Raw genomic sequence first — 23,327 nt, 5'->3', positions numbered from 1 at the left:
TTTAATCATTGTAATCCTCCTTAGTAAAATGTTTCTTCCTCCATATTAAACGATATTTTATTAGTTGAAATCGCAAATAAGAGGGATATAAATTCATACGAAAGTATGAAAAAAAACAGCTCATATTTGAGCTGTTTTTCTATAGTTTTTCGTTCATTTTTCAAGGATAGGATATATTAATATCCGTATCCGCCGCCACCCCAACAGCTACATCCGATGATGATTAGAAGGATGAATAGTACGATAAGCAAAGCAAATCCACCGCCGAAACCAGCGCAACTTCCACCATAACTCATATGTTTTCCTCCTTTTTAGTAAGTTAATCTATATGGTTCATGGACTACTATATACAGTATGTTTTTTGTATAGAAAACGAGCCAGTCTCATTTATAATTAGACAAATGCCTGTAGATTCATTAGGATTGCATGTTAGTGATTTGTAAATAAACCTTTACGTAATTCATAATTTAGGCATAAAAAATAAAAAATTGTAAAAAAAACCATTTTCTTATTTTTTTATGAGAGAATATGTACTATAATTTTACAAGTAATATTATGGGAAAAGGGAGTTTTAGTATAGAGATGGAGATGGGACAATTAAAAAATAAAATAGAAAACAAAAAGAAAGAGTTAATTCAACTTGTTGCGAGACACGGATTGGATCATGATAAAGTTTTGTTATTTAGTCGTGATTTAGATATACTTATTAATAAGTTTATGAACATAAAAGACAAAGTGCATAAATGAAATTTATAGTTTTTTATATTAAGATGTTTCACAGGAAGGAGAGGAAAGTAATTGGAACATTTACAGGAAGAATTGTATAAACAAATAAAAGAAGAAAAAGGTACAGTTACAATTTTCTTAAAGAGTGGCGTTAGAATAGTAGGAGAAATTGTTGGAGTGGATAAATTTACAGTTTTAATCTTAGTGGATGGAAAACAACAGCTTATTTATAAGCAGGCTATATCAACAATAATGAAATAAGACACTCTTGTTGAGTGTCTTATTTCATTATTGCTTGCATGCCTCAACATCAATGCCGGCAGCAATTAACTTCTTTTCTCCATCTTGTTCAATAATTTTTTGTAATTTAGATAGGAAAGAATCAAAGTTTGTATGCTTTGCTACTTGGAACGTCATTTTATGTTCAATTGGTAGCCACGTATCAATATCAGCTTCGTTATGCTGGATTTTCACCTCAAGTTTATCGAGTGCATTAGCAACTTGTGCTTCGTACGTTTCTTTCGCTTCAAACTCCATCCATAAGTCATATAATTCCTCGCCGAGAGAACCTGTTAACGTTTGTTTAATATTTAAAATAGCCTCCAGTTCATTTTTTTGTTTTTGTAGCTGTAATTCATGACTATTCATTGTATCAAATGCAGGGATATCACCAGCTTCGGCTTCGACTAGGTCGTGAATAATAACCATTTTAAGTAATTTCTCAATATTTACTTTTTGATCCAAATAAGGTTCAACTAAAATGGCCATTAGAGACATACGCCATGTATGTTCGGCAACACTTTCTTGACGTCCGTTGGAAAGCCAGCTATGTCGCATTTCATATTTTAGTTTTTCTGCTAATGCAATGACTTGTAAAATGTTGTGTTCCATCGTGATCCTCCTCATTTATTCATAATATAATTCTAATATAGAAATGAAATGTGTCAATTTCATGAGTATATTGCGATAAACAGATGATAAGCGTATAATACATGTTATATGTGAAAACGTATTATTAAAATAAAAAAATGTTATATAAAAATGGAAAGGAAAGGGCAGAAATATGGGAGAGAAAAATCAAGTATTAGCTAGACCACAAAGAAGAAAAAGGAAGTTTGATATTTCTAGCCCAGTGGGCATTATAGTAGGTTTCATTATAGTGATAGCGGCAATTATGCTTGGCGGCGGTGGAATAAAAGCTTTCAAAAACTTTTTAGATGTTTCATCTATTTTAATTGTCATAGGGGGAACAACAGCGACAATTGTTGTGGCATATCGATTTGGAGAAATAAAAAAATATACGAAAAGCATTTTTACTGTTTTACATAGAAGAGAAGAAGATTTAGAACAGTTAACGGATTTGTTTGTCGATTTTTCGAAAAAGTCTAAAAAGCACGGCTTGCTTTCTTTAGAGGTAGATGGAGAGCAAGTGGATAATCCTTTTATTCAAAAAGGAATTCGATTAATGTTAAGCGGTTACGATGAAGATGAATTAAAAGAAGTGTTATTGAAAGATATTGAAACGGAAGTGTATGAGTTAAGAAAAGGAGCAGCATTATTAGATAAAATTGGTGATTTTGCTCCAGCTTGGGGCATGATAGGGACTTTAATTGGTCTTATCATTATGCTCCAAAACTTACAAGATACATCGCAAATTGGTACAGGGATGGCAGTTGCGATGTTAACGACATTATATGGGTCTGTACTTGCGAATATGATTGCAATCCCTCTTGCGGAAAAAGTATATCGTGGTATTGAAGATTTATATACAGAGAAGAAGTTTGTAATAGACGCAATTTCAGAATTGTATCGTGGACAAATCCCTTCTAAATTAAAGTTGAAACTGGATACATACGTATACGAAACAAAGGTAAAAAAGGTAAAAGGAGCAGCCTAATATTTCAAGGAGTGGTATGATGAGTAAAGGACCGCAAAAGGGATCGCCTCGTTGGATGACGACTTTTACAGATTTAACGATGTTATTATTAACTTTCTTTGTATTACTAGTTGCTACATCAAAGCAAGATGCAGTAAAATTGTCAAAGATGCTTGAAAAGTTTAGTGATACGGGGCAAGTAGATGCAAAAGTAATGGAAAATACAATACCAGATATTTCACATGAAAAAAATGATGAAAAAATGATCTCAAAAAAGAGAATGGATGAATTATATAAGAAGTTAAAAGCGTATGTAGATAATAACGGTATTAGTCAAGTGAATGTATATCGGGAGGATACAGGGGTAAGCGTCGTTATAGTAGATAATTTAATATTTGATACAGGCGATGCAAACGTTAAGCCCGAAGCGAAAGGGATAATAAGTCAATTAGTTGGATTTTTTCAATCCGTACCTAACCCAATTGTTGTAGAGGGACATACAGATAGTAGACCTATTCATAACGAGAAATTTCCTTCTAATTGGGAGTTATCTTCAGCACGAGCGGCAAATATGATTCACCATTTAATTGAAGTGTATAATGTGGATGATAAAAGGCTAGCTGCGGTAGGATATGCAGACACAAAGCCAATTGTACCAAATGATTCACCGCAAAACTGGGAAAAAAACCGTCGCGTTGTTATTTATATAAAAGAGTAGTATATTATTATTTTAATAATAAAATAATAAAAATACGAAAATTCTTTTAAAAAAATATTAAATTTTATCATTTTATTTTGTATAATGAGTGAGAATGATAAGGTGAAATATTAAGATATATTTATACATAGAAGGAGAGAATTAAAAAGAATGGCACATAAAATTTTAGTAGTAGACGATGCGATGTTTATGCGAACGATGATTAAAAACTTATTAAAAAGTAATGCTGACTTTGAAGTTATCGGCGAAGCAGAGAATGGGGTAGAAGCGATTCAAAAGTATAAAGAACTTCAACCTGATATTGTAACATTAGATATTACTATGCCAGAAATGGACGGGCTTGAAGCATTAAAAGAAATTATTAAAATTGATTCAAGTGCAAAGGTTGTTATTTGTTCTGCAATGGGACAACAAGGTATGGTATTAGATGCAATTAAGGGCGGGGCAAAAGACTTTATTGTAAAGCCATTCCAAGCCGATCGTGTAATTGAAGCTTTAACAAAAGTAGCAAATAGTTAATATAGAAGGGGTGCCACAAGGAATCAAAACAGTGATAGCGGATCGACGTGTGGCCCCCTTTTTTCTCATTATAAAACACTAAATTGTTATACATAAATGAAATGTTTGTTAGACAGGTAGGGGATAAAAATGCAAACAGATCTATTAAATATATTTTTCGAAGAGTCAGAAGAACATTTACAGTCGCTAAATGAAAATGTGCTAGTGTTAGAGCAAAATCCTGCTGATATGGATGTTGTGGGAGAAATATTCCGCTCCGCTCATACATTCAAAGGTATGTCTGCGAGTATGGAATTTACGGAGATGGCTGATTTAACGCATAAGATGGAAAATGTGTTAGATGAAATTCGTCATGGAAATATAGTTGTAAATGCGGATATTATTGATGTGATTTTTGAGTGCATTGATAATTTGGAGAAGATGGTTGCAGATGTGCAACAAGGTGGAATGGGCAATATTGATGTAGCCTCAACTAAACAGAAATTAGAAGCGTTATTGAACGGCAATGTAGAAACTCCTACGGAACATATAGAGCAAAATCATATAGACAACGATGATGCAGTTTCGCATGAAGTGCATATAACAGTTGAACAGCAAGCGATTTTAAAAGCAGTACGTGCCATTATGTGTATTGAAGCATTGCAAAATGTAGGGAATATACAAAAAACAGCTCCGAGTATTGAAGAAATTGAAGCAGATGCTTTTGGATTTGAATTTACAGTATTTATGGATACGGATTGTAGTATAGAAGAATTGAAACAAGTAGTACTTCATGTTTCTGAAATTGAGAAAGTGGAAGTAAAGCAAGGAGAACCTATATCGAAGGAAGTAGCTTCTAAAAAAGTCGTTACACAAGAAGTTGTGCAAGTAGAAGAAAAGCTACAACCAGCTGTGGCTACGCAGGTAGAATCACCAATAGAGGTAATGAATCAACCTTCAAGTGCTATGCCAGCTAAAAGTACTACAAAAACGAAAAATGCTAAAGTGGAGAATCGTTCAATTCGTGTTCAATTAGAGAAAATCGAAAGATTAATGAATATGTTTGAAGAAAGTGTAATTGAACGTGGGCGCATTGATGAATTGGCTCAAACGATTCAAAACAAGGAGCTAATTGAACATTTAAATCGATTAGGCGATATTTCAAAAGATATTCAAAATGTACTATTAAATATGCGTATGGTGCCGATTGAAACTGTGTTCAATCGTTTCCCGCGTATGGTACGTATGTTAGCGAAAGATTTAGGGAAAAAAATCGATTTACAAATTACAGGTGAAGATACTGAAGTAGATAAAATTGTTATTGATGAAATCGGTGATCCGCTCGTTCATTTAATTCGAAATGCAATCGATCACGGTGTTGAAACTGTTGAAAAACGACGTGATGCAGGTAAAAATGAGACAGGTACGATTAAATTAGAAGCCTTTCATAGTGGAAATCATGTCGTTATTCAAATTACGGATGATGGAAACGGTATTAATAAAGGGAAAGTATTAGAAAAAGCGATTAAAAATGGCGTTGTAACTGAAGCAGATGCGAATAGATTAACAGATCGTGAAGTGTTTGATCTTATTTTCCAACCAGGATTTAGTACAGCTGAAGTTGTATCAGATCTTTCTGGACGCGGTGTCGGATTAGATGTTGTAAAACATACGATTCATAGTTTAGGTGGACATTTAATTATTGATTCTGAGGAAGGAAAGGGAAGTACATTTAGAATTGAACTTCCATTAACGTTATCTATTATTCAATCTATGCTTGTTCAAACTAATGATAAGCGTTATGCTTTACCTCTTGGAAATATCGTTGAAGCAATTCGAATTAAGAGAGAAGACATCCAATCCTTACAAGGAAAAGATGTGTTAAATTATCGTAATCAAATTATTGAAGTGAAACATTTAAGTACTGTATTTGGTGAAAAAACAGTAGATGAGGCGTTTGCGTCATATGATGGTCAAATGGTTCCTGTGTTAATTGTTCGTAATACACATCGCAGCTATGGACTTATTGTAAACACAATTATCGGTCAAAGAGAAATAGTCTTAAAGTCATTAGGTGACTTCTTTGCAGAGAGTTCTAACTATTTCTCTGGTGCGACGATTCTCGGTGATGGACGAGTGGTCCTCATTTTAAACCCAGAAGGTTTATAATAGGAATGAAGGAAAGCTCCCCACTTGTATACAATTGGGGAGCTTTTTGGCTAATCGCTACGAATCTAATAATGGGAATACATACATATTAACGTTTTATATAATAAGTTTGTTAAAATTAAATGAGAGTTTATATTATTTGATAGAAAAACAGAAATGAGGAGGCAGGGAAAATGCCTGAGCAACACACAAAAGGGGATACGAGCACGATTGTGCTAGAAAAAGAAAATGAGCATTTAACGCCTCAAGAATGCGATATTCTTGGCGAAATTGCAAATATATCATTTGGTTCAGCTTCGACTGTATTATCAACAATTTTAAATAGGCAAGTAAGCATTACTGCTCCTCGCATAGAGTTGGTAGATTTATATGATTCAAGAGATGTCGAAGTTCCACATGTTGTATTAAACATTCATTTTACAAAAGGATTAGATATGGAAAACCTTCTTGTCCTTAAGCAAGATGTTGCATTATCCATTGCTGATTTAATGATGATGGGAACAGGTGAAGTGGAGGACGGAAAAGAACTTGGTGAATTAGAGCTAAGTGCTGTACAAGAAGCGATGAATCAAATGATGGGATTCGCAGCTACATCTATGTCGGAATTCTTCCAAGATACAGTAGATATGTCTCCGCCGACGATTAAAGTTGTAAAGTTATCAGAAGAAATGGAGAAAATTTCTGAAATCGATGGGAATCATACGATTGTTAAAGTGTCGTTTGATTTAAAGATAGATAATCTTGTAAACTCTAAACTTGTACAAATTGTTTCAGTTGATCATGCGAAACAAATGGTAAATAAATTAATGCAATTATCTGGTGAAGTAGAAGAAACAGTCGAACCAGCAGAAGTAGTGGAAACTGAGATTGTAGAAGAACAAGTTGAAAAAGAGCATTTAACACAAGAAGAGAAAGATGTACTTGGTGAAATTGCAAATATTTCAATTGGTTCCGCTTCAACAGTATTGTCAACGCTTTTAAATCAGCCAGTTACAATTAGTACACCAAATGTGGAAGCAATCAATGTTCGTCATTATGATGGAGTACCAGTGCCATTTGTTATTTTAAATGTTGACTTTGTTGAAGGGCTAAAGAATGAGAATGTATTCGTATTTACGAAAGATGTCGCCTTAACAATGGTAGATTTAATGATGATGGGAACAGGGGAAGTTGATCCGGAAAAAGAGCTTACTGAATTAGAACTGAGCGGTATTAAAGAAATTATGAACCAAATGATGGGTCACGCTGCTACGGCGATGTCAGAAATGTTCCAAGAAAAAATGGACATGACGCCGCCAAATGTTAAATTTGTAACGTTAAAAGAAGAAATGGAGTATTTGGGAGAGTCAATGGAAGTGGACGAACTCGTTCAAATTACGTTCAATCTTGAAATTGGTGATCTGCTTCAATCGAAAATGTATCAAATTTTACCAATTTCTGAAGCGAAAGAAATGGTAAGGCGACTTCTGTATCCAATGGTGGAAGAAGAAGAGATTGCCACAGAAGAAATTGAAGAAGAAAAAATTGTAGAACCAGTTGTGCAACCTATTGAATTTAAAGAAGTAAAACAAATGGAACCAGTATATATGGACACGTCCATTCTACAAAATGTAGAAATGAACGTGAAATTTGTATTTGGAAGTACAGTGAAAACGATTCAAGATATATTAAGTTTACAAGAAAATGAAGCAGTTGTACTAGATGAGGATATTGATGAACCAATTCGTATTTATGTAAATGATGTATTAGTGGCGTATGGTGAACTTGTAAATGTAGATGGATTTTTCGGAGTAAAAGTGACGAAATCACTATAAGGCATTGAAATAGGAGTTTGAACTAGTAGATGAAAAACGTAAAGTTTTTTCTAATGAGTTGGCTATGCATACATGTGTGCTTGTTCTTCCCCTTGCAAAGTCAGGCTGAGGAACAAATTGAGTCAGATCAAAAAATAAATGAAGTGAATGTACAAGAAGAAAATAAGGAATCTCAAGAATCGTCAGAACAAGTGGAAACGAAACAAGATGAAGAGAAACAAAAAGAAGAGAAACAAAAAGAGGAGAAACAAAAAGAAGCAGAACAACAAGAAGTAGTAAATAAACAATTGAGTGAAAGAAAGATAGAAACAGAACAGGGAATTATTACAGTAAATAAGCCGGAGCTTAAAGTTGGCGAAGAGGTGCGAATTGCTGTAGAACCAAATGGGAAAAACATTCAAAGTATGGAAGGTATATTGCAGTTACAAAAAAATGGGGAGCAATATGCGCAAGAAAGAATGTTATCTTTTGAGTATGATGAAGAAACGAAGAGCTGGGTTGCTAACTATAAAGCAGGGGATTTTGATTTGCAAGGTGATTGGAATCTTCAGCTCGTTCAAAGTTACAAAGAGAATGAGAAAGAAGAGCTCATAAAAAATGAAGTGAAAGTCCCGCTCATTCGTATTAAAAATGAAACGCCAACTATAGATAAAGAATTGCCAAAGTTACAGAAAGTTACTATTGATGAAGTAAAAGAGAACTTAGTTGAACGAAAACAGGGAGATTCTATACATATACGAGTAAAAGCGTCAGATATAGAATCGGTTGTAAAAGAAGTGCGCGTTACATTAAAAGGGAAAGAAAATAAAGAGCTTTCCTTTTTATTAGACTACAACAAGCATGATATGGATTGGCAAAAAGTATTTGAAATAACAGAAGCATTGCCGGTTGGGCCATACGAATTACTTGTAGAGATAATAGATGCAGCAGGTAATAAACTTGTTGAGGAAAGTGAATATACCATTTCTGTTTTGGTGCCAAAAAACGAAGATGATAAAAAGATAGAAGAGAAAGAAAAAGAAGAAAAATTAGATAATAAACTAGAAAATGAATTAGAAGATAAGAAAGAAAATGAGAAACAAGAAGATTCGAAAGTCAAAAACCCGCTTCCAGAAGAAAATTTGCCAGTTGTTCAAATTCCGACGCAAGATGAGATAGTAAATAAGTTTATAAAAGAACCGTTGAAAGAGAAAGAGGAATTTACTTACGTTATAAAAGAGCCGTTCGAAGACAACAAGGAAGTACATAAGGGGAAGGACCAAAAAGAGAAAAATAACAAACAAGTTGCCTCTAAAAAGAAAGAACAAAAAGAAGAACCGAAAGACAAGAAAGAAGAAAAAGGTGAACAGGGAGTGCAAGCTTCTGATGTGTTTACTATCATGTCAGGTTTATTCGTACTGTTTTTAGTTTTAAAGAGTAATAAAGAATGGGGCTAATTATTTCATAGTAGTGGAGGCGCCTAAATGGAGATTAAACGTACGACAATTGAAGATAAGGCGTTACAACCATTAAAACAGCCTGCAGCTATTTCGGAGCATGAAATCCAGAAAGAACGAAAGCGTAGCAATTTAGTGTTTACTGGACAGTCTAAAATTATTTCGAAAAATAATGAAATAGGTATTTTACTTGCAAGTTTAAGTGATGGAAAGATTATGAAGGAAATGCTTTCTAAAGAGATGGATACAGTGTTACAACTTTTTAAAAAGTTACACATGTTATCTGGAGAAGGTAAGCAAACAGAAAAAATATTTGAACAAGTAATTAGAAGCCTACAAGGGCTTGTTAAGCAGGCGCATATAAAAGAACTTCCTTTGTTAGATGGAACATATGATTTCGCTGAAGTACAACTATCATTTGGTAGAAAAGTACATATTCCGTTACTAGATGTGAGTGCACTTATCTCTAGAGTGGAAAGTGATTCTTCAGAAGAAAATATAAATTTGATGGTAACGGTTATTACTGCTTATATAACGAAACTGTCTAACGAAACAATTTTAATTAGCGTTACAGACCGTATTGCTAAAAATCGGGATGTAAGTGTATGGAGAGCGCTTGCGGAAATGAACATGACACAATTGTCACAGGCGTTGAAACATACGGTGCAAGAACATAAATGGTCTATGACGTTTCTTTTTCTCTTTATATGGATTGTCGGTATTATTTTAATTCGAGTTATGTAAAAAGGTCGTCACTCCATTGTGACGACCTCTTTTATATTTTTTCGTAGAAGAATGTATCAAATCGCTGAAGATTGTAACGTTCGGGTGTTAAAATTTGTTCCGTACTACCAACAAATAGTACACCGCCTTTTCGTAAAGAACGACTAAATTTTTCATAAAGTTTTACTCTTGCTTCTTCTGTAAAATAAATCATTACGTTACGACAAATAATCAAATCATAATTTGTATCGAACGACTGCATTAAAAGGTCGTGCTGTTTGAACGTAACGTTTTGTTTAATGTTTTGATGCAATGAATATATATCATTCTCTTTTGTGAAATGACGTTCTTTCAAATCATTAGGTAATTCCTTCAGAGAACGTTCTGTATATTGACCGCGTTTTGCGGTTTCTAAAATATGAAAATCAAGATCTGTTGCTTGAATTTCAAAACGAAATGGAGCTAGATGCTTTGATAAAATTAAAGAGAGTGTGTACGGTTCTTCACCAGCAGCGCAAGCGGCACTCCATACCTTTAATTTTCCGCTATTTTGTTCGAGTAATTTTGGTAGTGCTTTCGACTCTAAAGTTTGCCAGCGTTCTTTATTTCTAAAAAACTCTGAAACGTTAATTGTAATATAGTCAATAAAATTTAAAAATAAATTTTGATCAGCGCGTAATTTGTTTAAAAAATTAGTGTAGTTTTCGAAGCCTTTTCTCGAAATGAAAGCATCGATTCTACGGCGCATTCTATCTTGTTTATAAGAAGCGATATCCATATTGAATTGTTGTTTAAAACTCGCGATAAAATGATCATAATCTTGTTCAATTATCATATTTACAATGGGCACAATAATGATATTGTGCCTCCCCCTTTACATCATACGAATTTTTTGTTCAAAGCTTTTTTTCATTTGCTTTTCATGTAATCCTGGTAAATCATAAATGACAGCATCAATACCTGCTTCTTTTGCAACATCGACAGGGATAACAGATGTATGTTTGTCCCCATTATAAAAACAGAGAACTAAATCAGTGTCTTCAATAATTTGTTTAACAAAAAACATATAATCTGATCGGTAAATGGAGTCAGAAGGATGATCAAAAGCAACATATTCGGCTCCGTGTTTTTTTAAGTAATCAACGACTTCTTGAAATTCATCTGTTATTGCTTGCAATGGTTGCAGCGTGTAAAGGCATAAATTTTGAGCGAGTCTTTCATTCTCAACGAAAAAACGAAGAACCTCATTTTCAATAGATTTATAACATAATATGTAAATTTTATGTTTGTGAGCATAGTCAGTTAGAAATTTTTTAATTTCTTCTTGATCTAATGCTGTTAATTGATTTGAACCACAAAGGAAAATATTCATAGAATTGTGCCACCTCATGCTAAATTGTAACATATCTTTTATAAAAAATAACTGCAAAATATTACTGTTCAGAGTATAATTATAAATAACTGGATTTTACGATTAAGTTTAGGAAGAAATAAAAAAATAAATAGGTGATATATATGCTACGTTCTATCTCGCATAATCCAATTTTATCGCATATACCGCCTGCTACTCAAATGCCGAAAGAAGCAAATGTCAGGACAGGACTTGCATTTTCGGATAATTTGCATGCAGATCCGAAAAAAGATAAATTACTAGAACAAATGGAAGCGTTTGTCGATAATATTGGAGAAATTAAAGAGAAAATTGAAATGGAATTAACGCTTGATAATGTAATGGAATACAAAAATACAGTAAAATCATTTTTGAATTTTTACGTTGATAATGTATTGCAGTATAAAGATGTCATGTCTCGTCACCCACGTTACGGATATTCACAGAAAATGACGATTGTGAAACAGGCAGAAATGGGATTGAATGAATTAGAAGATGTGATGAATTTAATTAATACGAAAACAGGACATTTAGAAATGTTAAATCAAATTGGAGAAATCCATGGTTTAATTGTGAATTTAGTCTTGTAAAAGGAAGGAAGCTATATGTACATACAATTATATGAAAAACTCGTTATTATTCAAAAAGCGTATGAAAATATTCAAGCGCTTGGAGAGCAAATATATGAGAATTTAAAAAATAAAAATGTAAATGCAGTTCAAAAGTTGCAAGTAGAGCAATTGCAGTACATTGATGGTTTAAAAGGGTTATCAAGCTCATTTGAAGAAATGGTTGTTCAGTTCTGTAAAGAACAAGGAGTTGAATCGTTTCGTGTAAGTGCGTTATTTTCGTATTTTTCTCAAGAAGAAATTGAAAAAATGGAAGAATTACAAAAAAACGTAACTGAATTAGAAGAGAATGTAAAAATGATTCTTTTGAAAAATCAATATTACTTAAACGTACTATTAAAAACTACAGAAAGTATTGTGGATTCTGTTTCTGAATATAACTTAGAGCGAAACAATAATTCGCAAATCTTTATGAACGAACTATTGTAAAGGAGAAGTGAAGCTTTATGAGATTATCTGATTATAATACACCGCTATCGGGCATGTTAGCGGCTCAAATGGGGTTACAAACAACGAAACAAAACTTGTCTAACATTCATACACCGGGTTATGTGCGTCAAATGGTGAATTACGGATCTGTTGGAGCAAGCAATGGTCATACGCCAGAACAGAGAATTGGTTACGGTGTACAAACGCTAGGTGTTGACCGTATTACTGATGAGGTAAAGACGAAGCAGTTTAATGATCAATTATCTCAGCTCTCTTACTATAACTACATGAATTCGACTTTATCACGTGTAGAGTCTATGGTTGGAACGACAGGAAAGAATTCATTATCTAGTTTAATGGACGGTTTCTTTAATGCCTTTCGTGAAGTGGCGAAAAATCCAGAACAACCAAACTACTACGATACATTAATTTCTGAAACTGGGAAGTTCACAAGTCAAGTCAATCGTCTTGCGAAAAACATAGATACAGTGGAAGCACAGACGGCAGAAGATATTGAAGCGCATGTTAATGAATTTAATCGTCTTGCTGCTAGTTTAGCAGAAGCGAATCATAAAATTGGACAAGCAGGTACACAAGTGCCAAATCAACTTTTAGACGAACGAGATCGCATCGTTACAGAGATGTCTAAGTATGCAAATATAGAAGTATCTTATGAATCTATGAATCCTAATATCGCGAGTGTTAGAATGAATGGTATTTTAACAGTAAATGGACAAGATACATATCCACTTCAATTAAATAAAGAAAAAGACCCAATGTCAGTTGAGATTTACGGTTCAGAAATCAATGTAACTAGCGGAGCGATAAAATCAGCGATTGACACGAAAGCGAAGATAGTTGATTATAAAAAAAATCTTGAAGACTTAATGAGTTCGATGAAAAATCAAGTGAATACAGTGATGGGAAAAGATTTCTTCGTTGGAGATCATGCGAAAGATATGAAGTTAAATCCAGAATTCCAAAAAGATATTTCGAAAATGAAAATATCTGCTGAAACAGCAAATAAACTAGCAGCAGTTACAGAGGACGATTATAAAGAAGGTCTTTCTTATAAACAAGCATTAGATCAATTTATAGTTCGTGTTGCATCTGATAAAAGTGCAGTAAATGGTTATCAAAAAATTCATGGCGACTTACTAGAAGGTATTCAACAAGAAAAAATGAGCGTTGAAGGTGTAAATATGGAAGAGGAAATGGTAAATTTAATGGCCTTCCAAAAATATTTCGTCGCAAACTCTAAAGCTATTACTACAATGAATGAAGTGTTTGATAGTCTATTTTCGATTATTCGATAAGTGATAATAATTGATTGGAAATATATAAGGAGGAGATAGAAATGAGAGTATCTACATTTCAAAATGCAAACTGGGCAAAGAATCAGTTAATGGATTTGAATGTGCAACAACAATACCATAGAAACCAAGTAACTTCAGGGAAGAAAAATCTTCTTATGAGTGAAGATCCACTAGCAGCGAGTAAATCATTTGCGATTCAACATTCATTGGCGAATATTGAACAAATGCAGAAAGATTTAGCTGACTCAAAAAATGTATTAACACAAACTGAAAATACTTTACAAGGTATTTTTAAATCTTTAACGAGAGCAGATCAATTAACGGTACAGGCATTAAATGAGCCAAATGGTGAAAAAGAATTGAAAGCCATTGGTGCAGAGATTGATCAAATTTTAAAACAAGTTGTATATTTAGCGAATACGAAAGAGCAAGGTCGTTATATTTTCGGTGGTGATAGTGCAGAAAAGTCACCATTTACAGAAGATGGTACGTACCAGGGCGGAAAAAATGATGTGAACTGGCAATTAAATGATGGTTATGAATTAAAGGCATTTCGTAACGGAGAAGCATTATTATCACCGGTTATAAAAACGTTAAAACAGATGAGCGAAGCGATGCAAAAAGGTGACCAAAAAGCGTTACAACCGTTATTAGGAGAAAATAAGAAAAACTTAGATGGCATCATTAACCGTACAACTGAAGTTGGTTCAACAATGAACACAATGGAGACGTTTAAAACAATTTTAAGTGAGCAAAATTTAGCGCTTCAAGAAAACCGTAAAGAAATTGAGGATGTCGATTTAGCGGTCGCGATTTCTGACTTGGCATATATAAATGCAACGTATGAAGCGACGCTTAAAGCGGTTAGTACGATGAGTAAAACAAGTATTTTAGACTACATGTAATCTATAAGGAGTGAGAAAAATGGCAGGAACAACGATGACAGGTATTGGTGGTAGACAACAAATTTGGAACCTCGGAAATAATATAATCGATACTTCTAATCTAGTAGAATTAGAGATGCAAGCGTTAGATATGAGGAAAACACCGTATGCTACTGAAAAGCAAAAACTTACGCAAGATAAACAAGTATATGCAAGTTTAAAGACACAATTTAATCCTTTTACTCAAGTGTTTAAAGATTTAGCAGCTTTTAAAGGGAATGAGAAAAAAGTAACGACAACACAAGAAGGCTACATTAATGTGAAAGCTGATGGTGGGGCGATTGCAGGAACTTTTAATATGACGATTACACAGCTTGCACAGCGTCATCAAATAGCTTCAAATGACATTAAAGATATAAATGCGAAGCTTCCTAAGGATGAAACATTAAAACTAGGCGGTAAAGAATTAAAAGTAACAACTGATATGACATATAAAGATTTAATTAATAAGATTAATGATGGAGATTATGGCGTATCAGCTTATACACTTGGAAATAAAATTTTCATGACCTCGAAAAAAGAAGGAACAGATGGAGTAATTAAGTTTGAGGGGAACACATCTACACTATTTCAAGATATTGGTTTAGCTAATGCGGATGGCCTAGCGCTTAATACAATCAATGAAGCACAAAATGCTAAATATAGTATTAATGGTATTACAGATGAAAGTTTTACTAATACAATTGAGGCTCTTCCGGGCGTGAAAATTGAATTGTTAAAAGTAACTGAGCCGAAAGTAGAAGGGACACCAGATACCGGTACAACCACAGATCCAAAAACAAAAGGTGTAGAATTAAAATTTACGGTAAGTGATTCCAATGTAACAGACACAGCCAATATTATTAAAAAGATGGTAGCAGAGTATAATAAAGCAGTTTCTACAGTTGACCTTTTTGCTGGGAAAGATGGAGTTTTCCAAGGGCAGGTAATTATGCAAAGCGTACGTCAAGCGATGAACAATGTTGCAACATTTTCTCAAGATGGTAATTATTTATTCACATTTGGTATTCAATTAAAGCAAGATGGAACGATGGAAGTTAATGATGAAAAATTAACACAAGCACTAAAAGAAAAACCCGATGCAGCGAAGCAATTTTTCTTTAGTTCTAACGGTTTAGGAAAAATGATGGAAGAACCACTTGATAAAATATTCGGTGATAAAGGTGTAGTTGGAGAACGTGTAAAAAACATTGATTCGCGTGTAAGTGATTTAGATAAAAAGATTAAAGATATTGAAACGCAAAACTTGCAAAAGCAAGATGAAATTGTGAAGAAGTATCAAAAGCTAGAGAGTACATTAGCAGCGCTTGATAGCCAACTAAAAACAATTAAAGCAATGACAAAACAAAAAAGTGATGATTAATGAAAGTTGAGGAAGTGATCGTATGCAAGCATGGCAACGTTATATGCAAAATGATATTATGACGAGTAATCCGATTAAAAATACAATTTTTATTTATGAAAGATGTATTGTAGAGTTTCGTAATTTAGAAGAACTTTTACATACTTTTAAACTTCAAGAAGGGGACGCACTTCTTGAAAAATTAGAACGTATTTTTGAAGAACTAAAGCTTCAATTAAATCCTGAGATTACGAAAGATTTATATGATAGTCTCTATGGTTTATATGATTGGATTAGCATTCAAATTCAAACGATGAAAGTAACGCGTGAAGCGAAAGATATTGATGCAATTGTGAAAGTGTTACAAGATTTAATAGACGGTTACCGCGGAGCACTTGAAAATGAACAATGATATTTATCGGACGTTTGTCAGCTGTTTTAATGAAATCGGTGAATTGCAAGTGTCAGACAGAGAGTTTGCTGAGAAGAGTGAGATGTTAAATCGCTGGATGATGACATTGGATGAAGAAACGCGTGCACAAGTTGCAGCAGAAGTAAGCCCGTTCATTATTAAGGCAGCACAGCATATTCGGGATAAGCAAAAGATTTTGGAAGAAATGATTATGACAAATGATGGGCGAATGAAGGCTAATTCATTTTACGGTAAATATTAATAATAACGTCTGGAAACAGGTTCCCCTTTTAAAAGGGGGTCTATTCCTTCGTTTACATAAAGAACCCGCTGATTGAGGTTTCATTTTATGACTGTGATGAAATAATAATTGTAATCTAAATAATAGAAAAATGGACTTTAGTTTATATATTGAAATGTTCTATAGATTACTGTGTGTATACAGTTTTTTGCATTCTTTTTTATATTTTTATATTTTTCTAAAGACAACAATGAAAAAATGGAATAAAATATGTAAGGGTACATAATAGTAAATATTTTAATAAATGCATATAAGAAAATAAATAATGAAGTGAAACTTCTATCAGTGGATCATTAAGTTAGAAAAGGAAGGGTGTGGAATATGCCAGATTTAGTGAGTGATGTAAGCCATTATATGAATTATTTAGTGACGAAACGAAATACGGTTTCTAGTAATATTGCAAATGCGAATACACCTGGCTATAAAGCACAAGATGTAACATTTGCTGAGCAGATGAATAAAAGTAGTGCGTTATATAAAAACAATGCGGCTGATTTAAAGAGTAATCCAGATTTATATCAAACGAATGAAATGCACTTGCCGACAGTAAATACGAAAAATACATATGCAAAGATTCAAACAAAATCAATGCAAACAAATAAAGACGGAAATAGTGTGGATGTAACGACAGAAATGCTAGATTTAATGAAAGCAAATCAGTTATACGGTATTTCAATTAACGCAATTAATACACAATATGCAATTAACCAAGCGGCACGCGGACGTTAAAAGTAGAAGGAGAGACAACGGATGTTTCAGGCAATTAATGCAAGTGGCTCAGGACTAACGACAGCGAGAAAGTGGATGGAAGTTACTTCTAACAATATTGTAAATGCAAATACGACGGCGGCTCCGGGGGCAGATTTATATGAGCGTCGTAGTGTGGTGCTAGAATCAAACAATAGTTTTGCAAGTATGCTAGATGGGGCTCCTACTAACGGAGTAAAAATAAAAAGTATTGAAGCAGACAAAACGGAAAATTTAGTGTATGATCCGACGCATCCGCACGCAAATGAAGAAGGATATGTACGTTATCCCAATATTGATGTAACTGCTGAAATGACGAATGTAATGGTTGCTCAAAAAATGTATGAAGCGAATACGAGTGTATTAAATGCGAATAAAAAAATGCTTGATAAAGATTTAGAAATCGGCCGAGGATAAGGGGGAAGATAGTAATATGAAAATTCAACCAATGTTACATACACAACCATTTGGAGCAATTCAGTCAATTGGTGCACCGAAAACTTCTCAAACATCTGTAGTTGAGGGGGAAAAGTTTATTGATTTATTGGAAGATATGAATCAAACGCAAAACAATGCACAAACAGCAGTATATGATTTATTAACTAAAGGGGTAGGAGAAACACATGACGTTTTAATTCAGCAAAAGAAAGCTGAATCTCAAATGAAAACGGCTGCTCTCGTACGTGATAATCTTATTGAAAATTATAAGTCACTAATTAATATGCAAATTTAGGAAAGTGGACGGGTGTGTTTAAATGGAAAAGATGAAAAATGTTATCCAATCGTTAAAAACGTGGCATAAGTTAGTAATCGGTGCTGCGCTTTTAGCGATTGTAACAGGAGCACTTTTATACTTCACCTTGCCAGATAAATATGTTGTTGTATATCAAAATTTAAATGATGCAGATAAACAAGAGATTACAGCAGAATTATCGAAGTTAGGTGTCGATTACCAATTAGCGGCCGATGGTTCAATTCGTGTGCAAAAGAATGATGCTCCATGGGTTCGAAAAGAAATGAATGGGATGGGCTTACCGTTTAATTCGAAAAGCGGTGAAGAAATTTTATTAGAAAGCTCTCTCGGTTCAAGTGAACAAGATAAAAAAATGAAGCAAATTGTCGGTACGAAGAAGCAATTGGAACAAGATATTGTAAGAAACTTTGCGACAGTTGAAACGGCAAATGTTCAAATTACATTGCCTGAAAAAGAGACAATTTTTGATGAAGAAAAAGCGAAAGGAACAGCGGCGATTACGGTTGGAGTGAAACGTGGACAATTGTTAACAGCTGATCAAGTTGCAGGTATACAGCAAATGATTAGTGCAGCGGTTCCTGGTGTGAAAGCAGAAGAAGTAAGTGTTATTGATAGTAAAAAAGGTGTTATTTCAAAAGGAGCAGATGAAGCACATTCTAGTAGTTCCTCTTCTTATGAGCAAGAAGTAGAGATGCAGCACCAACTTGAAGGTAAATTAAAGCAAGATATTGATGCAACGTTAATGACGATGTTTAAACCGAATGAATATAAAGTGAATACGAAAGTATCTGTAAACTACGATGAAGTTACACGTCAGTCAGAGAAATATGGTGATAAAGGTGTACTTCGTAGTAAACAAGAGCAAGAGGAAAGCTCTACTGCGCAAGAAGGGGCAGATACGAAGCAAGGTGCTGGTATTACAGCGAACGGTGAAGTGCCAAACTACGGTACGAACAATAATCAAAATGGTAAAGTTGTCTATGATAATAAAAATGGCAACAAAATCGAAAACTATGAAATAGATAAAACAGTTGAAACAATTAAGAAACACCCAGAATTAACGAAAACCAATGTTGTTGTATGGGTAGATAATGATACGTTAGTAAAACGAAGAATTGATATGACAACTTTCAAAGAAGCAATCGGAACAGCGGCAGGACTTCAAGCTGATCCGAACGGTAACTTTATAAATGGTCAAGTTAACGTTGTAACTGTTCAGTTCGATCAGCCGAAAGCTGAAAAAGAGAAAGAGCCAGAAAAAAGTGGTATGAACTGGTGGTTATTCGGTGGAATTACAGCTGGCTTATTAGCAATCGGTGGTCTAGTATGGTTCTTATTAGCAAGACGTAAGAGAAAGAAAGAAGAAGAGGAATATGAAGAATACTTAGCAGAAGAGGAAGTGGCTGCAAGTAATGAAAGTATCTTGGAAATTCCTGAAGAAAAAATAGTGCCAGAGCCAAAACCTGAACCAGAAGAACCGAAAGAACCAACGTTAGATGAACAAGTGCAGGATGCTACGAAAGAACATGTAGAAGGTACTGCAAAAGTAATTAAAAAATGGTTAAACGGACAGTAAGGGAGGAACAACGATGTTAGATGAAATCTCCTCCAAAGAAAAAGCTGCCATCCTCATTCGTACATTAGACGAAGGGGTGGCAGCAAAAGTCATTGAATATATGACAGCTGAGGAAAAAGAAGTATTACTTCGTGAAATTGCGAAGTTTCGTGTATATAAACCAGAAACGTTAGAGAATGTACTAGGAGAGTTCTTATATGAATTAAATGTAAAAGAATTGAACTTAGTCACTCCAGATAAAGAGTATATTCGTCGCATATTTAAAAACATGCCAGAAGACGAACTGGAAAAATTATTGGAAGACCTTTGGTATAACAAAGATAATCCATTTGAATTCTTAAATTCACTTACAGATTTAGAGCCACTTCTTACAGTGCTTAATGATGAGTCACCACAAACAATTGCAATTATCGCTTCTTATATTAAACCGCAACTTGCGTCTCAATTAATTGAGAGATTGCCAGATCATAAGCGAGTAGAAACGGTAATGGGTATTGCGAAGTTAGAACAAGTTGATGGTGAATTAATTAATCAAATTGGTGAATTGTTAAAAACGAAATTAAATAATATGGCATTTAGTGCAATTAATAAAACTGATGGCTTGAAAACAATCGTAAACATTTTAAATAATGTTTCACGAGGTGTTGAAAAAACAGTCTTTCAAAAGCTGGATGAAGTCGATTATGAGTTATCTGAGAAAATTAAAGAAAATATGTTTGTCTTTGAAGACTTACTTGGTCTTGAAGATCTTGCGCTTCGCCGTGTATTAGAAGAAATTACAGATAACGGCGTTCTTGCGAAAGCACTTAAAATTGCAAAAGAAGAAATTAAAGAGAAATTATTTACATGTATGTCTTCAAACCGTAAAGAGATGATTCTAGAAGAATTAGATGGCTTAGGACCGCTTAAGATGACGGATGCTGAAAAAGCGCAGCAAACGATCACTGGTACAGTGAAAAAGCTAGAGAAAGAAGGAAGAATTATCGTTCAAAGAGGTGAAGAGGATGTCCTTATTTAAAAACAGAATTCCGAAGAATTCTGTTTCTTTTTCTGAAGAAACGTATGAATTACAATTTCCAAAACCAGCTTCAGTCCAAATAGAAGAGGAAGAATTACAAGCTGATCATGCAGAGCTTCGTGCCCAACAAGAATCATTACATATGGAAATGAATCAGCTAAGGCAAGAGCAGCAAATGCTAGAACGAGAGCGTCAGCAGTTATTACAAGATAAAGAACAATTTCAAATGCATATTCATGAACAAATGGAACAGATGGAAGCAGCGCGTGTGCAGTTTCAAAAAGAACAACAAGAAATAGCGTATGAATGGACAGAGTTATTATGGGATCAATCATTTCATTTAGCAGAAAAAATCGTGAATCAAGCGGTAGATTCACGATTGCTTGATGTGTTACCTATTTTAACTGGCATCGTGCAAACATTGCCAACTTCGTTTGAAAAATTAATCATTACAGTACATCCAGAAACGTTTGAACGTATTCAAGAAGAGAAGGAGAATACGAAAGAATATTGGTTACTACAATTAGTAGAATGGAAATATGATTTCTCCCTGCAGTTTGGTGAATTTGTTCTGGAAGAAGAGAAAGAGTTCTTTGAATTTAAATTTGCACCTATATTTGCGAAACTTCGTCAGAAATGGGAAGAAGAGAAGTTATTTGAGGAGCAAAATGTATGAGCCGCCTGTTAATGAATGAGAACGAAAAATGGAATAAGTTCATTGAAACACCGCTGTATACAAAAGTAGGCAAAGTTCATAGTGTACAAGAACAGTTTTTCGTAGCAAAAGGGCCGAAAGCGAAGATTGGTGATGTTTGCTTCGTTGGAGAACATAACGTCTTATGTGAAGTGATTGCCATTGAAAAAGAAAATAATATGCTACTTCCATTTGAACAGACAGAAAAAGTATGTTATGGAGATTCAGTGACATTAGTTTCAGAAGATGTTGTTGTACCACGTGGTAATCACTTGCTCGGAAAAGTGTTAAGTGCAAATGGTGAAGTGTTAAATGAGGAAGCTGAAAACATTCCATTACAGAAAATCAAACTAGATGCACCGCCTATACATGCATTTGAACGTGAAGAGATTACCGATGTATTTGAAACAGGAATAAAATCAATTGATTCTATGCTAACAATTGGTATCGGTCAAAAGATTGGTATTTTTGCTGGGTCAGGTGTTGGTAAATCAACTTTACTTGGAATGATAGCAAAAAATGCAAAAGCTGATATAAATGTTATTAGTTTAGTAGGAGAACGTGGCCGGGAAGTAAAAGACTTTATTCGAAAAGAGTTAGGCGAGGAAGGTATGCGAAAAAGCGTCGTTGTTGTAGCGACTTCAGATGAAAGTCATCTTATGCAACTTCGTGCAGCGAAACTCGCAACGTCTATTGCTGAATACTTCCGTGATCAAGGTAATAACGTATTACTTATGATGGACTCTGTTACTCGTTTTGCCGATGCACGAAGAAGTGTTGATATTGCTGTTAAAGAGTTACCGATTGGTGGTAAAACACTGTTAATGGAAAGTTATATGAAGAAGTTGTTAGAGCGGTCCGGGAAAACACAAAAGGGATCTATAACAGGTATTTATACGGTACTTGTTGATGGGGATGATTTAAATGGCCCTGTACCAGATTTAGCACGTGGTATTTTAGATGGACATATCGTATTAAAGCGTGAGCTTGCAACGCTTAGTCATTATCCTGCAATTTCAGTATTAGATTCAGTAAGTAGGATTATGGAAGAAATTGTTTCACCACATCATTGGCAACTTGCAAATGAAATGAGAAAGATTTTATCAATTTATAAAGAAAATGAATTGTATTTTAAGTTAGGAACGATTCAAGAAAATGAAGAAAATGCTTATATTTTTGAATGTAAAAATAAAGTAGAAGGCATAAATACATTTTTAAAGCAAGGCCGATCGGATAGTTTCCAATTTGATGATATCGTTGAAGCGATACAGCATATAGTATAAGGCCTCTGCCCAAGAGGTCTTATTTTTTTGTTTTTTAATATTTCACAGATTTTTTTGGAAAAAAACTATATAATAGAAAAAGAGAACGTTATAATAGGAAGGGGCTATGAAAACAGGTGGATAAACAGCAGTACGACACAATAAAATTGCAAATAAATCAAGAAAAAGAACATATTTTAAAAGAAGTGTATGAATTAACAGCTGAAAAAAGAAAAATAGAACAAAAAAAAGAATATGATTTATATGTTGTGAAATCGCGTAGTAAAGTCGTACAAACTGGGCAACGTATTATGGCTGGCATGCTTTCTTCACATACGTTTTCACCTGAAAGAATAGAAGAATGGAATCGAAAAATTAAAAAAACGGAAGGTTTTATTCAAAAAAATGAAAGCCTTTTAGAGCAAGTAAAAGAAAAAGAACGTGTCATTGATGAGATGTATCAAGAAGATTGCAAAAAGCTTGCGAAAGCACAAGAAAAGCTGGAAGAAAAAATGCTTCTGGATTTGAAAATGTGTATGAATGGATGAGGTGA

28 protein-coding genes are annotated in these 23,327 nt (G+C 34.0%); 24 read left to right on the top strand and 4 right to left on the bottom strand.

Features of this window, described 5'->3' with window-relative positions; all coding sequences use genetic code 11:
• Positions 1 to 176: 176 nt before the first annotated feature.
• Entirely contained in the window at positions 177 to 296 is a 120-nt protein-coding gene (locus ACUN13_RS07340) for a YjcZ family sporulation protein (RefSeq protein ID WP_000120179.1), read from the bottom strand.
• Between the two features lie 232 nt (positions 297 to 528).
• Between ACUN13_RS07340 and ACUN13_RS07335 the strand changes: the two genes are divergently transcribed.
• Both ACUN13_RS07335 and hfq read left to right on the top strand, forming a co-directional pair.
• On the top strand, positions 529 to 747 hold the full coding sequence (locus ACUN13_RS07335; protein ID WP_000291688.1) for an aspartyl-phosphate phosphatase Spo0E family protein: 219 nt from the start codon (positions 529 to 531) through the stop codon (positions 745 to 747).
• Positions 748 to 798: 51 nt separating this feature from the next.
• Positions 799 to 987: an RNA chaperone Hfq gene (gene hfq / locus ACUN13_RS07330; RefSeq protein WP_025688342.1), complete on the top strand. Its 189-nt coding sequence runs from the start codon at positions 799 to 801 to the stop codon at positions 985 to 987.
• A 27-nt stretch (positions 988 to 1,014) separates the two neighbouring features.
• Here the strand turns inward: hfq and ACUN13_RS07325 are convergent, their stop codons facing one another.
• Positions 1,015 to 1,617: an HD domain-containing protein gene (locus ACUN13_RS07325; RefSeq protein ID WP_025688340.1), complete on the bottom strand. Its 603-nt coding sequence runs from the start codon at positions 1,615 to 1,617 to the stop codon at positions 1,015 to 1,017.
• Positions 1,618 to 1,789: 172 nt separating this feature from the next.
• Between ACUN13_RS07325 and ACUN13_RS07320 the strand changes: the two genes are divergently transcribed.
• The 7 genes from ACUN13_RS07320 to ACUN13_RS07290 all read left to right on the top strand — a co-directional run bounded on the left by ACUN13_RS07320 (position 1,790) and on the right by ACUN13_RS07290 (position 9,981).
• Positions 1,790 to 2,623, top strand: coding sequence for a flagellar motor protein MotP (locus ACUN13_RS07320; protein WP_445423742.1), 834 nt, complete (start codon positions 1,790 to 1,792; stop codon positions 2,621 to 2,623).
• Positions 2,624 to 2,642: 19 nt separating this feature from the next.
• Positions 2,643 to 3,320, top strand: coding sequence for an OmpA family protein (locus ACUN13_RS07315; RefSeq protein ID WP_000033627.1), 678 nt, complete (start codon positions 2,643 to 2,645; stop codon positions 3,318 to 3,320).
• A 150-nt stretch (positions 3,321 to 3,470) separates the two neighbouring features.
• Positions 3,471 to 3,839 carry a response regulator gene (locus ACUN13_RS07310; protein WP_000940565.1) on the top strand — a complete coding sequence of 123 codons (369 nt, stop codon included), beginning with the start codon at positions 3,471 to 3,473 and terminating at the stop codon, positions 3,837 to 3,839.
• Between the two features lie 129 nt (positions 3,840 to 3,968).
• Positions 3,969 to 5,987, top strand: a complete 2,019-nt coding sequence (locus ACUN13_RS07305; RefSeq protein WP_025687636.1) for a chemotaxis protein CheA — start codon at positions 3,969 to 3,971, stop codon at positions 5,985 to 5,987.
• A gap of 173 nt (positions 5,988 to 6,160) precedes the next feature.
• Positions 6,161 to 7,801, top strand: a complete 1,641-nt coding sequence (locus ACUN13_RS07300; protein ID WP_001115002.1) for a flagellar motor switch protein — start codon at positions 6,161 to 6,163, stop codon at positions 7,799 to 7,801.
• 29 nt (positions 7,802 to 7,830) lie between these two features.
• Positions 7,831 to 9,237: a hypothetical protein gene (locus tag ACUN13_RS07295; protein ID WP_025687637.1), complete on the top strand. Its 1,407-nt coding sequence runs from the start codon at positions 7,831 to 7,833 to the stop codon at positions 9,235 to 9,237.
• A 27-nt stretch (positions 9,238 to 9,264) separates the two neighbouring features.
• Positions 9,265 to 9,981 (top strand): hypothetical protein, encoded by a 717-nt coding sequence (locus ACUN13_RS07290; protein WP_445423741.1) that lies wholly within the window; start codon positions 9,265 to 9,267, stop codon positions 9,979 to 9,981.
• Positions 9,982 to 10,012: 31 nt separating this feature from the next.
• Here ACUN13_RS07290 and cheR read toward each other — a convergent pair whose 3' ends face one another.
• On the bottom strand, positions 10,013 to 10,795 hold the full coding sequence (cheR, locus tag ACUN13_RS07285) for a protein-glutamate O-methyltransferase CheR (protein ID WP_000582875.1): 783 nt from the start codon (positions 10,793 to 10,795) through the stop codon (positions 10,013 to 10,015).
• 39 nt (positions 10,796 to 10,834) lie between these two features.
• Positions 10,835 to 11,332, bottom strand: a complete 498-nt coding sequence (locus ACUN13_RS07280) for a flagellar motor switch protein FliG (protein WP_001020110.1) — start codon at positions 11,330 to 11,332, stop codon at positions 10,835 to 10,837.
• A gap of 143 nt (positions 11,333 to 11,475) precedes the next feature.
• Here ACUN13_RS07280 and ACUN13_RS07275 point away from each other — a divergent pair, with 143 nt between their 5' ends.
• The 15 genes from ACUN13_RS07275 (at position 11,476) to ACUN13_RS07205 (ending at position 23,322) form a co-directional block, all read left to right on the top strand.
• Positions 11,476 to 11,940 carry a YaaR family protein gene (locus ACUN13_RS07275; protein WP_000946323.1) on the top strand — a complete coding sequence of 155 codons (465 nt, stop codon included), beginning with the start codon at positions 11,476 to 11,478 and terminating at the stop codon, positions 11,938 to 11,940.
• 15 nt (positions 11,941 to 11,955) lie between these two features.
• Complete coding sequence (locus tag ACUN13_RS07270; RefSeq protein ID WP_000275878.1) at positions 11,956 to 12,408, top strand: hypothetical protein; 453 nt, start codon at positions 11,956 to 11,958, stop codon at positions 12,406 to 12,408.
• Between the two features lie 17 nt (positions 12,409 to 12,425).
• On the top strand, positions 12,426 to 13,724 hold the full coding sequence (gene flgK / locus ACUN13_RS07265) for a flagellar hook-associated protein FlgK (RefSeq protein WP_025687639.1): 1,299 nt from the start codon (positions 12,426 to 12,428) through the stop codon (positions 13,722 to 13,724).
• A gap of 41 nt (positions 13,725 to 13,765) precedes the next feature.
• Positions 13,766 to 14,629, top strand: a complete 864-nt coding sequence (locus tag ACUN13_RS07260) for a flagellar hook-associated protein 3 (RefSeq protein WP_001266403.1) — start codon at positions 13,766 to 13,768, stop codon at positions 14,627 to 14,629.
• Between the two features lie 19 nt (positions 14,630 to 14,648).
• Positions 14,649 to 16,031 carry a flagellar hook-associated protein 2 gene (locus ACUN13_RS07255; RefSeq protein ID WP_025687640.1) on the top strand — a complete coding sequence of 461 codons (1,383 nt, stop codon included), beginning with the start codon at positions 14,649 to 14,651 and terminating at the stop codon, positions 16,029 to 16,031.
• Positions 16,032 to 16,053: 22 nt separating this feature from the next.
• On the top strand, positions 16,054 to 16,422 hold the full coding sequence (locus tag ACUN13_RS07250) for a flagellar export chaperone FliS (protein WP_001149516.1): 369 nt from the start codon (positions 16,054 to 16,056) through the stop codon (positions 16,420 to 16,422).
• The gene (locus ACUN13_RS07245) at positions 16,412 to 16,684 is read left to right on the top strand and encodes a hypothetical protein (RefSeq protein WP_001058088.1); all 273 of its coding nucleotides are present in this window, start codon (positions 16,412 to 16,414) and stop codon (positions 16,682 to 16,684) included. Before ACUN13_RS07250 ends, ACUN13_RS07245 begins: the two co-directional genes overlap by 11 nt.
• Positions 16,685 to 17,044: 360 nt before the next feature.
• A complete protein-coding gene (flgB, locus tag ACUN13_RS07240) occupies positions 17,045 to 17,452 on the top strand; it encodes a flagellar basal body rod protein FlgB (protein WP_001113108.1) in 408 nt (135 codons plus the stop codon).
• Between the two features lie 21 nt (positions 17,453 to 17,473).
• Positions 17,474 to 17,887, top strand: a complete 414-nt coding sequence (gene flgC, locus ACUN13_RS07235) for a flagellar basal body rod protein FlgC (RefSeq protein ID WP_000484680.1) — start codon at positions 17,474 to 17,476, stop codon at positions 17,885 to 17,887.
• A 16-nt stretch (positions 17,888 to 17,903) separates the two neighbouring features.
• Complete coding sequence (gene fliE / locus ACUN13_RS07230; RefSeq protein WP_025687641.1) at positions 17,904 to 18,203, top strand: flagellar hook-basal body complex protein FliE; 300 nt, start codon at positions 17,904 to 17,906, stop codon at positions 18,201 to 18,203.
• Positions 18,204 to 18,225: 22 nt separating this feature from the next.
• Positions 18,226 to 19,800, top strand: a complete 1,575-nt coding sequence (locus ACUN13_RS07225) for a flagellar M-ring protein FliF C-terminal domain-containing protein (RefSeq protein ID WP_025687642.1) — start codon at positions 18,226 to 18,228, stop codon at positions 19,798 to 19,800.
• A gap of 13 nt (positions 19,801 to 19,813) precedes the next feature.
• On the top strand, positions 19,814 to 20,818 hold the full coding sequence (fliG, locus tag ACUN13_RS07220) for a flagellar motor switch protein FliG (protein WP_000883356.1): 1,005 nt from the start codon (positions 19,814 to 19,816) through the stop codon (positions 20,816 to 20,818).
• Positions 20,805 to 21,494, top strand: coding sequence for a FliH/SctL family protein (locus ACUN13_RS07215; RefSeq protein WP_000051695.1), 690 nt, complete (start codon positions 20,805 to 20,807; stop codon positions 21,492 to 21,494). The genes fliG and ACUN13_RS07215 overlap by 14 nt, the downstream gene beginning before the upstream one ends.
• Complete coding sequence (gene fliI / locus ACUN13_RS07210; protein WP_000088693.1) at positions 21,491 to 22,795, top strand: flagellar protein export ATPase FliI; 1,305 nt, start codon at positions 21,491 to 21,493, stop codon at positions 22,793 to 22,795. Before ACUN13_RS07215 ends, fliI begins: the two co-directional genes overlap by 4 nt.
• A 116-nt stretch (positions 22,796 to 22,911) precedes the next feature.
• Positions 22,912 to 23,322, top strand: a complete 411-nt coding sequence (locus tag ACUN13_RS07205) for a hypothetical protein (RefSeq protein ID WP_000360855.1) — start codon at positions 22,912 to 22,914, stop codon at positions 23,320 to 23,322.
• The last annotated feature ends 5 nt before the right edge of the window (positions 23,323 to 23,327 follow it).

The sequence above is a fragment of the Bacillus cereus group sp. Bce041 genome (assembly GCF_052646455.1).
Note: the sequence above shows the minus strand (reverse complement) of the source record. Positions and strands in the feature narration are given on the sequence as shown.

What these genes read in the sequence shown, in the direction of transcription:
- ACUN13_RS07340 (WP_000120179.1), bottom strand. Translation starts at nt 296, where the DNA reads ATGAGTTATGGTGGAAGTTGCGCTGGTTTCGGCGGTGGATTTGCTTTG.
- ACUN13_RS07335 (WP_000291688.1), top strand. Translation starts at nt 529, where the DNA reads ATGTACTATAATTTTACAAGTAATATTATGGGAAAAGGGAGTTTTAGT.
- ACUN13_RS07325 (WP_025688340.1), bottom strand. Translation starts at nt 1,617, where the DNA reads ATGGAACACAACATTTTACAAGTCATTGCATTAGCAGAAAAACTAAAA.
- ACUN13_RS07320 (WP_445423742.1), top strand. Translation starts at nt 1,790, where the DNA reads ATGGGAGAGAAAAATCAAGTATTAGCTAGACCACAAAGAAGAAAAAGG.
- ACUN13_RS07315 (WP_000033627.1), top strand. Translation starts at nt 2,643, where the DNA reads ATGAGTAAAGGACCGCAAAAGGGATCGCCTCGTTGGATGACGACTTTT.
- ACUN13_RS07310 (WP_000940565.1), top strand. Translation starts at nt 3,471, where the DNA reads ATGGCACATAAAATTTTAGTAGTAGACGATGCGATGTTTATGCGAACG.
- ACUN13_RS07305 (WP_025687636.1), top strand. Translation starts at nt 3,969, where the DNA reads ATGCAAACAGATCTATTAAATATATTTTTCGAAGAGTCAGAAGAACAT.
- ACUN13_RS07300 (WP_001115002.1), top strand. Translation starts at nt 6,161, where the DNA reads ATGCCTGAGCAACACACAAAAGGGGATACGAGCACGATTGTGCTAGAA.
- ACUN13_RS07295 (WP_025687637.1), top strand. Translation starts at nt 7,831, where the DNA reads ATGAAAAACGTAAAGTTTTTTCTAATGAGTTGGCTATGCATACATGTG.
- ACUN13_RS07290 (WP_445423741.1), top strand. Translation starts at nt 9,265, where the DNA reads ATGGAGATTAAACGTACGACAATTGAAGATAAGGCGTTACAACCATTA.
- cheR (WP_000582875.1), bottom strand. Translation starts at nt 10,795, where the DNA reads ATGATAATTGAACAAGATTATGATCATTTTATCGCGAGTTTTAAACAA.
- ACUN13_RS07280 (WP_001020110.1), bottom strand. Translation starts at nt 11,332, where the DNA reads ATGAATATTTTCCTTTGTGGTTCAAATCAATTAACAGCATTAGATCAA.
- ACUN13_RS07275 (WP_000946323.1), top strand. Translation starts at nt 11,476, where the DNA reads ATGCTACGTTCTATCTCGCATAATCCAATTTTATCGCATATACCGCCT.
- ACUN13_RS07270 (WP_000275878.1), top strand. Translation starts at nt 11,956, where the DNA reads ATGTACATACAATTATATGAAAAACTCGTTATTATTCAAAAAGCGTAT.
- flgK (WP_025687639.1), top strand. Translation starts at nt 12,426, where the DNA reads ATGAGATTATCTGATTATAATACACCGCTATCGGGCATGTTAGCGGCT.
- ACUN13_RS07260 (WP_001266403.1), top strand. Translation starts at nt 13,766, where the DNA reads ATGAGAGTATCTACATTTCAAAATGCAAACTGGGCAAAGAATCAGTTA.
- ACUN13_RS07255 (WP_025687640.1), top strand. Translation starts at nt 14,649, where the DNA reads ATGGCAGGAACAACGATGACAGGTATTGGTGGTAGACAACAAATTTGG.
- ACUN13_RS07250 (WP_001149516.1), top strand. Translation starts at nt 16,054, where the DNA reads ATGCAAGCATGGCAACGTTATATGCAAAATGATATTATGACGAGTAAT.
- ACUN13_RS07245 (WP_001058088.1), top strand. Translation starts at nt 16,412, where the DNA reads ATGAACAATGATATTTATCGGACGTTTGTCAGCTGTTTTAATGAAATC.
- flgB (WP_001113108.1), top strand. Translation starts at nt 17,045, where the DNA reads ATGCCAGATTTAGTGAGTGATGTAAGCCATTATATGAATTATTTAGTG.
- flgC (WP_000484680.1), top strand. Translation starts at nt 17,474, where the DNA reads ATGTTTCAGGCAATTAATGCAAGTGGCTCAGGACTAACGACAGCGAGA.
- fliE (WP_025687641.1), top strand. Translation starts at nt 17,904, where the DNA reads ATGAAAATTCAACCAATGTTACATACACAACCATTTGGAGCAATTCAG.
- ACUN13_RS07225 (WP_025687642.1), top strand. Translation starts at nt 18,226, where the DNA reads ATGGAAAAGATGAAAAATGTTATCCAATCGTTAAAAACGTGGCATAAG.
- fliG (WP_000883356.1), top strand. Translation starts at nt 19,814, where the DNA reads ATGTTAGATGAAATCTCCTCCAAAGAAAAAGCTGCCATCCTCATTCGT.
- ACUN13_RS07215 (WP_000051695.1), top strand. Translation starts at nt 20,805, where the DNA reads ATGTCCTTATTTAAAAACAGAATTCCGAAGAATTCTGTTTCTTTTTCT.
- fliI (WP_000088693.1), top strand. Translation starts at nt 21,491, where the DNA reads ATGAGCCGCCTGTTAATGAATGAGAACGAAAAATGGAATAAGTTCATT.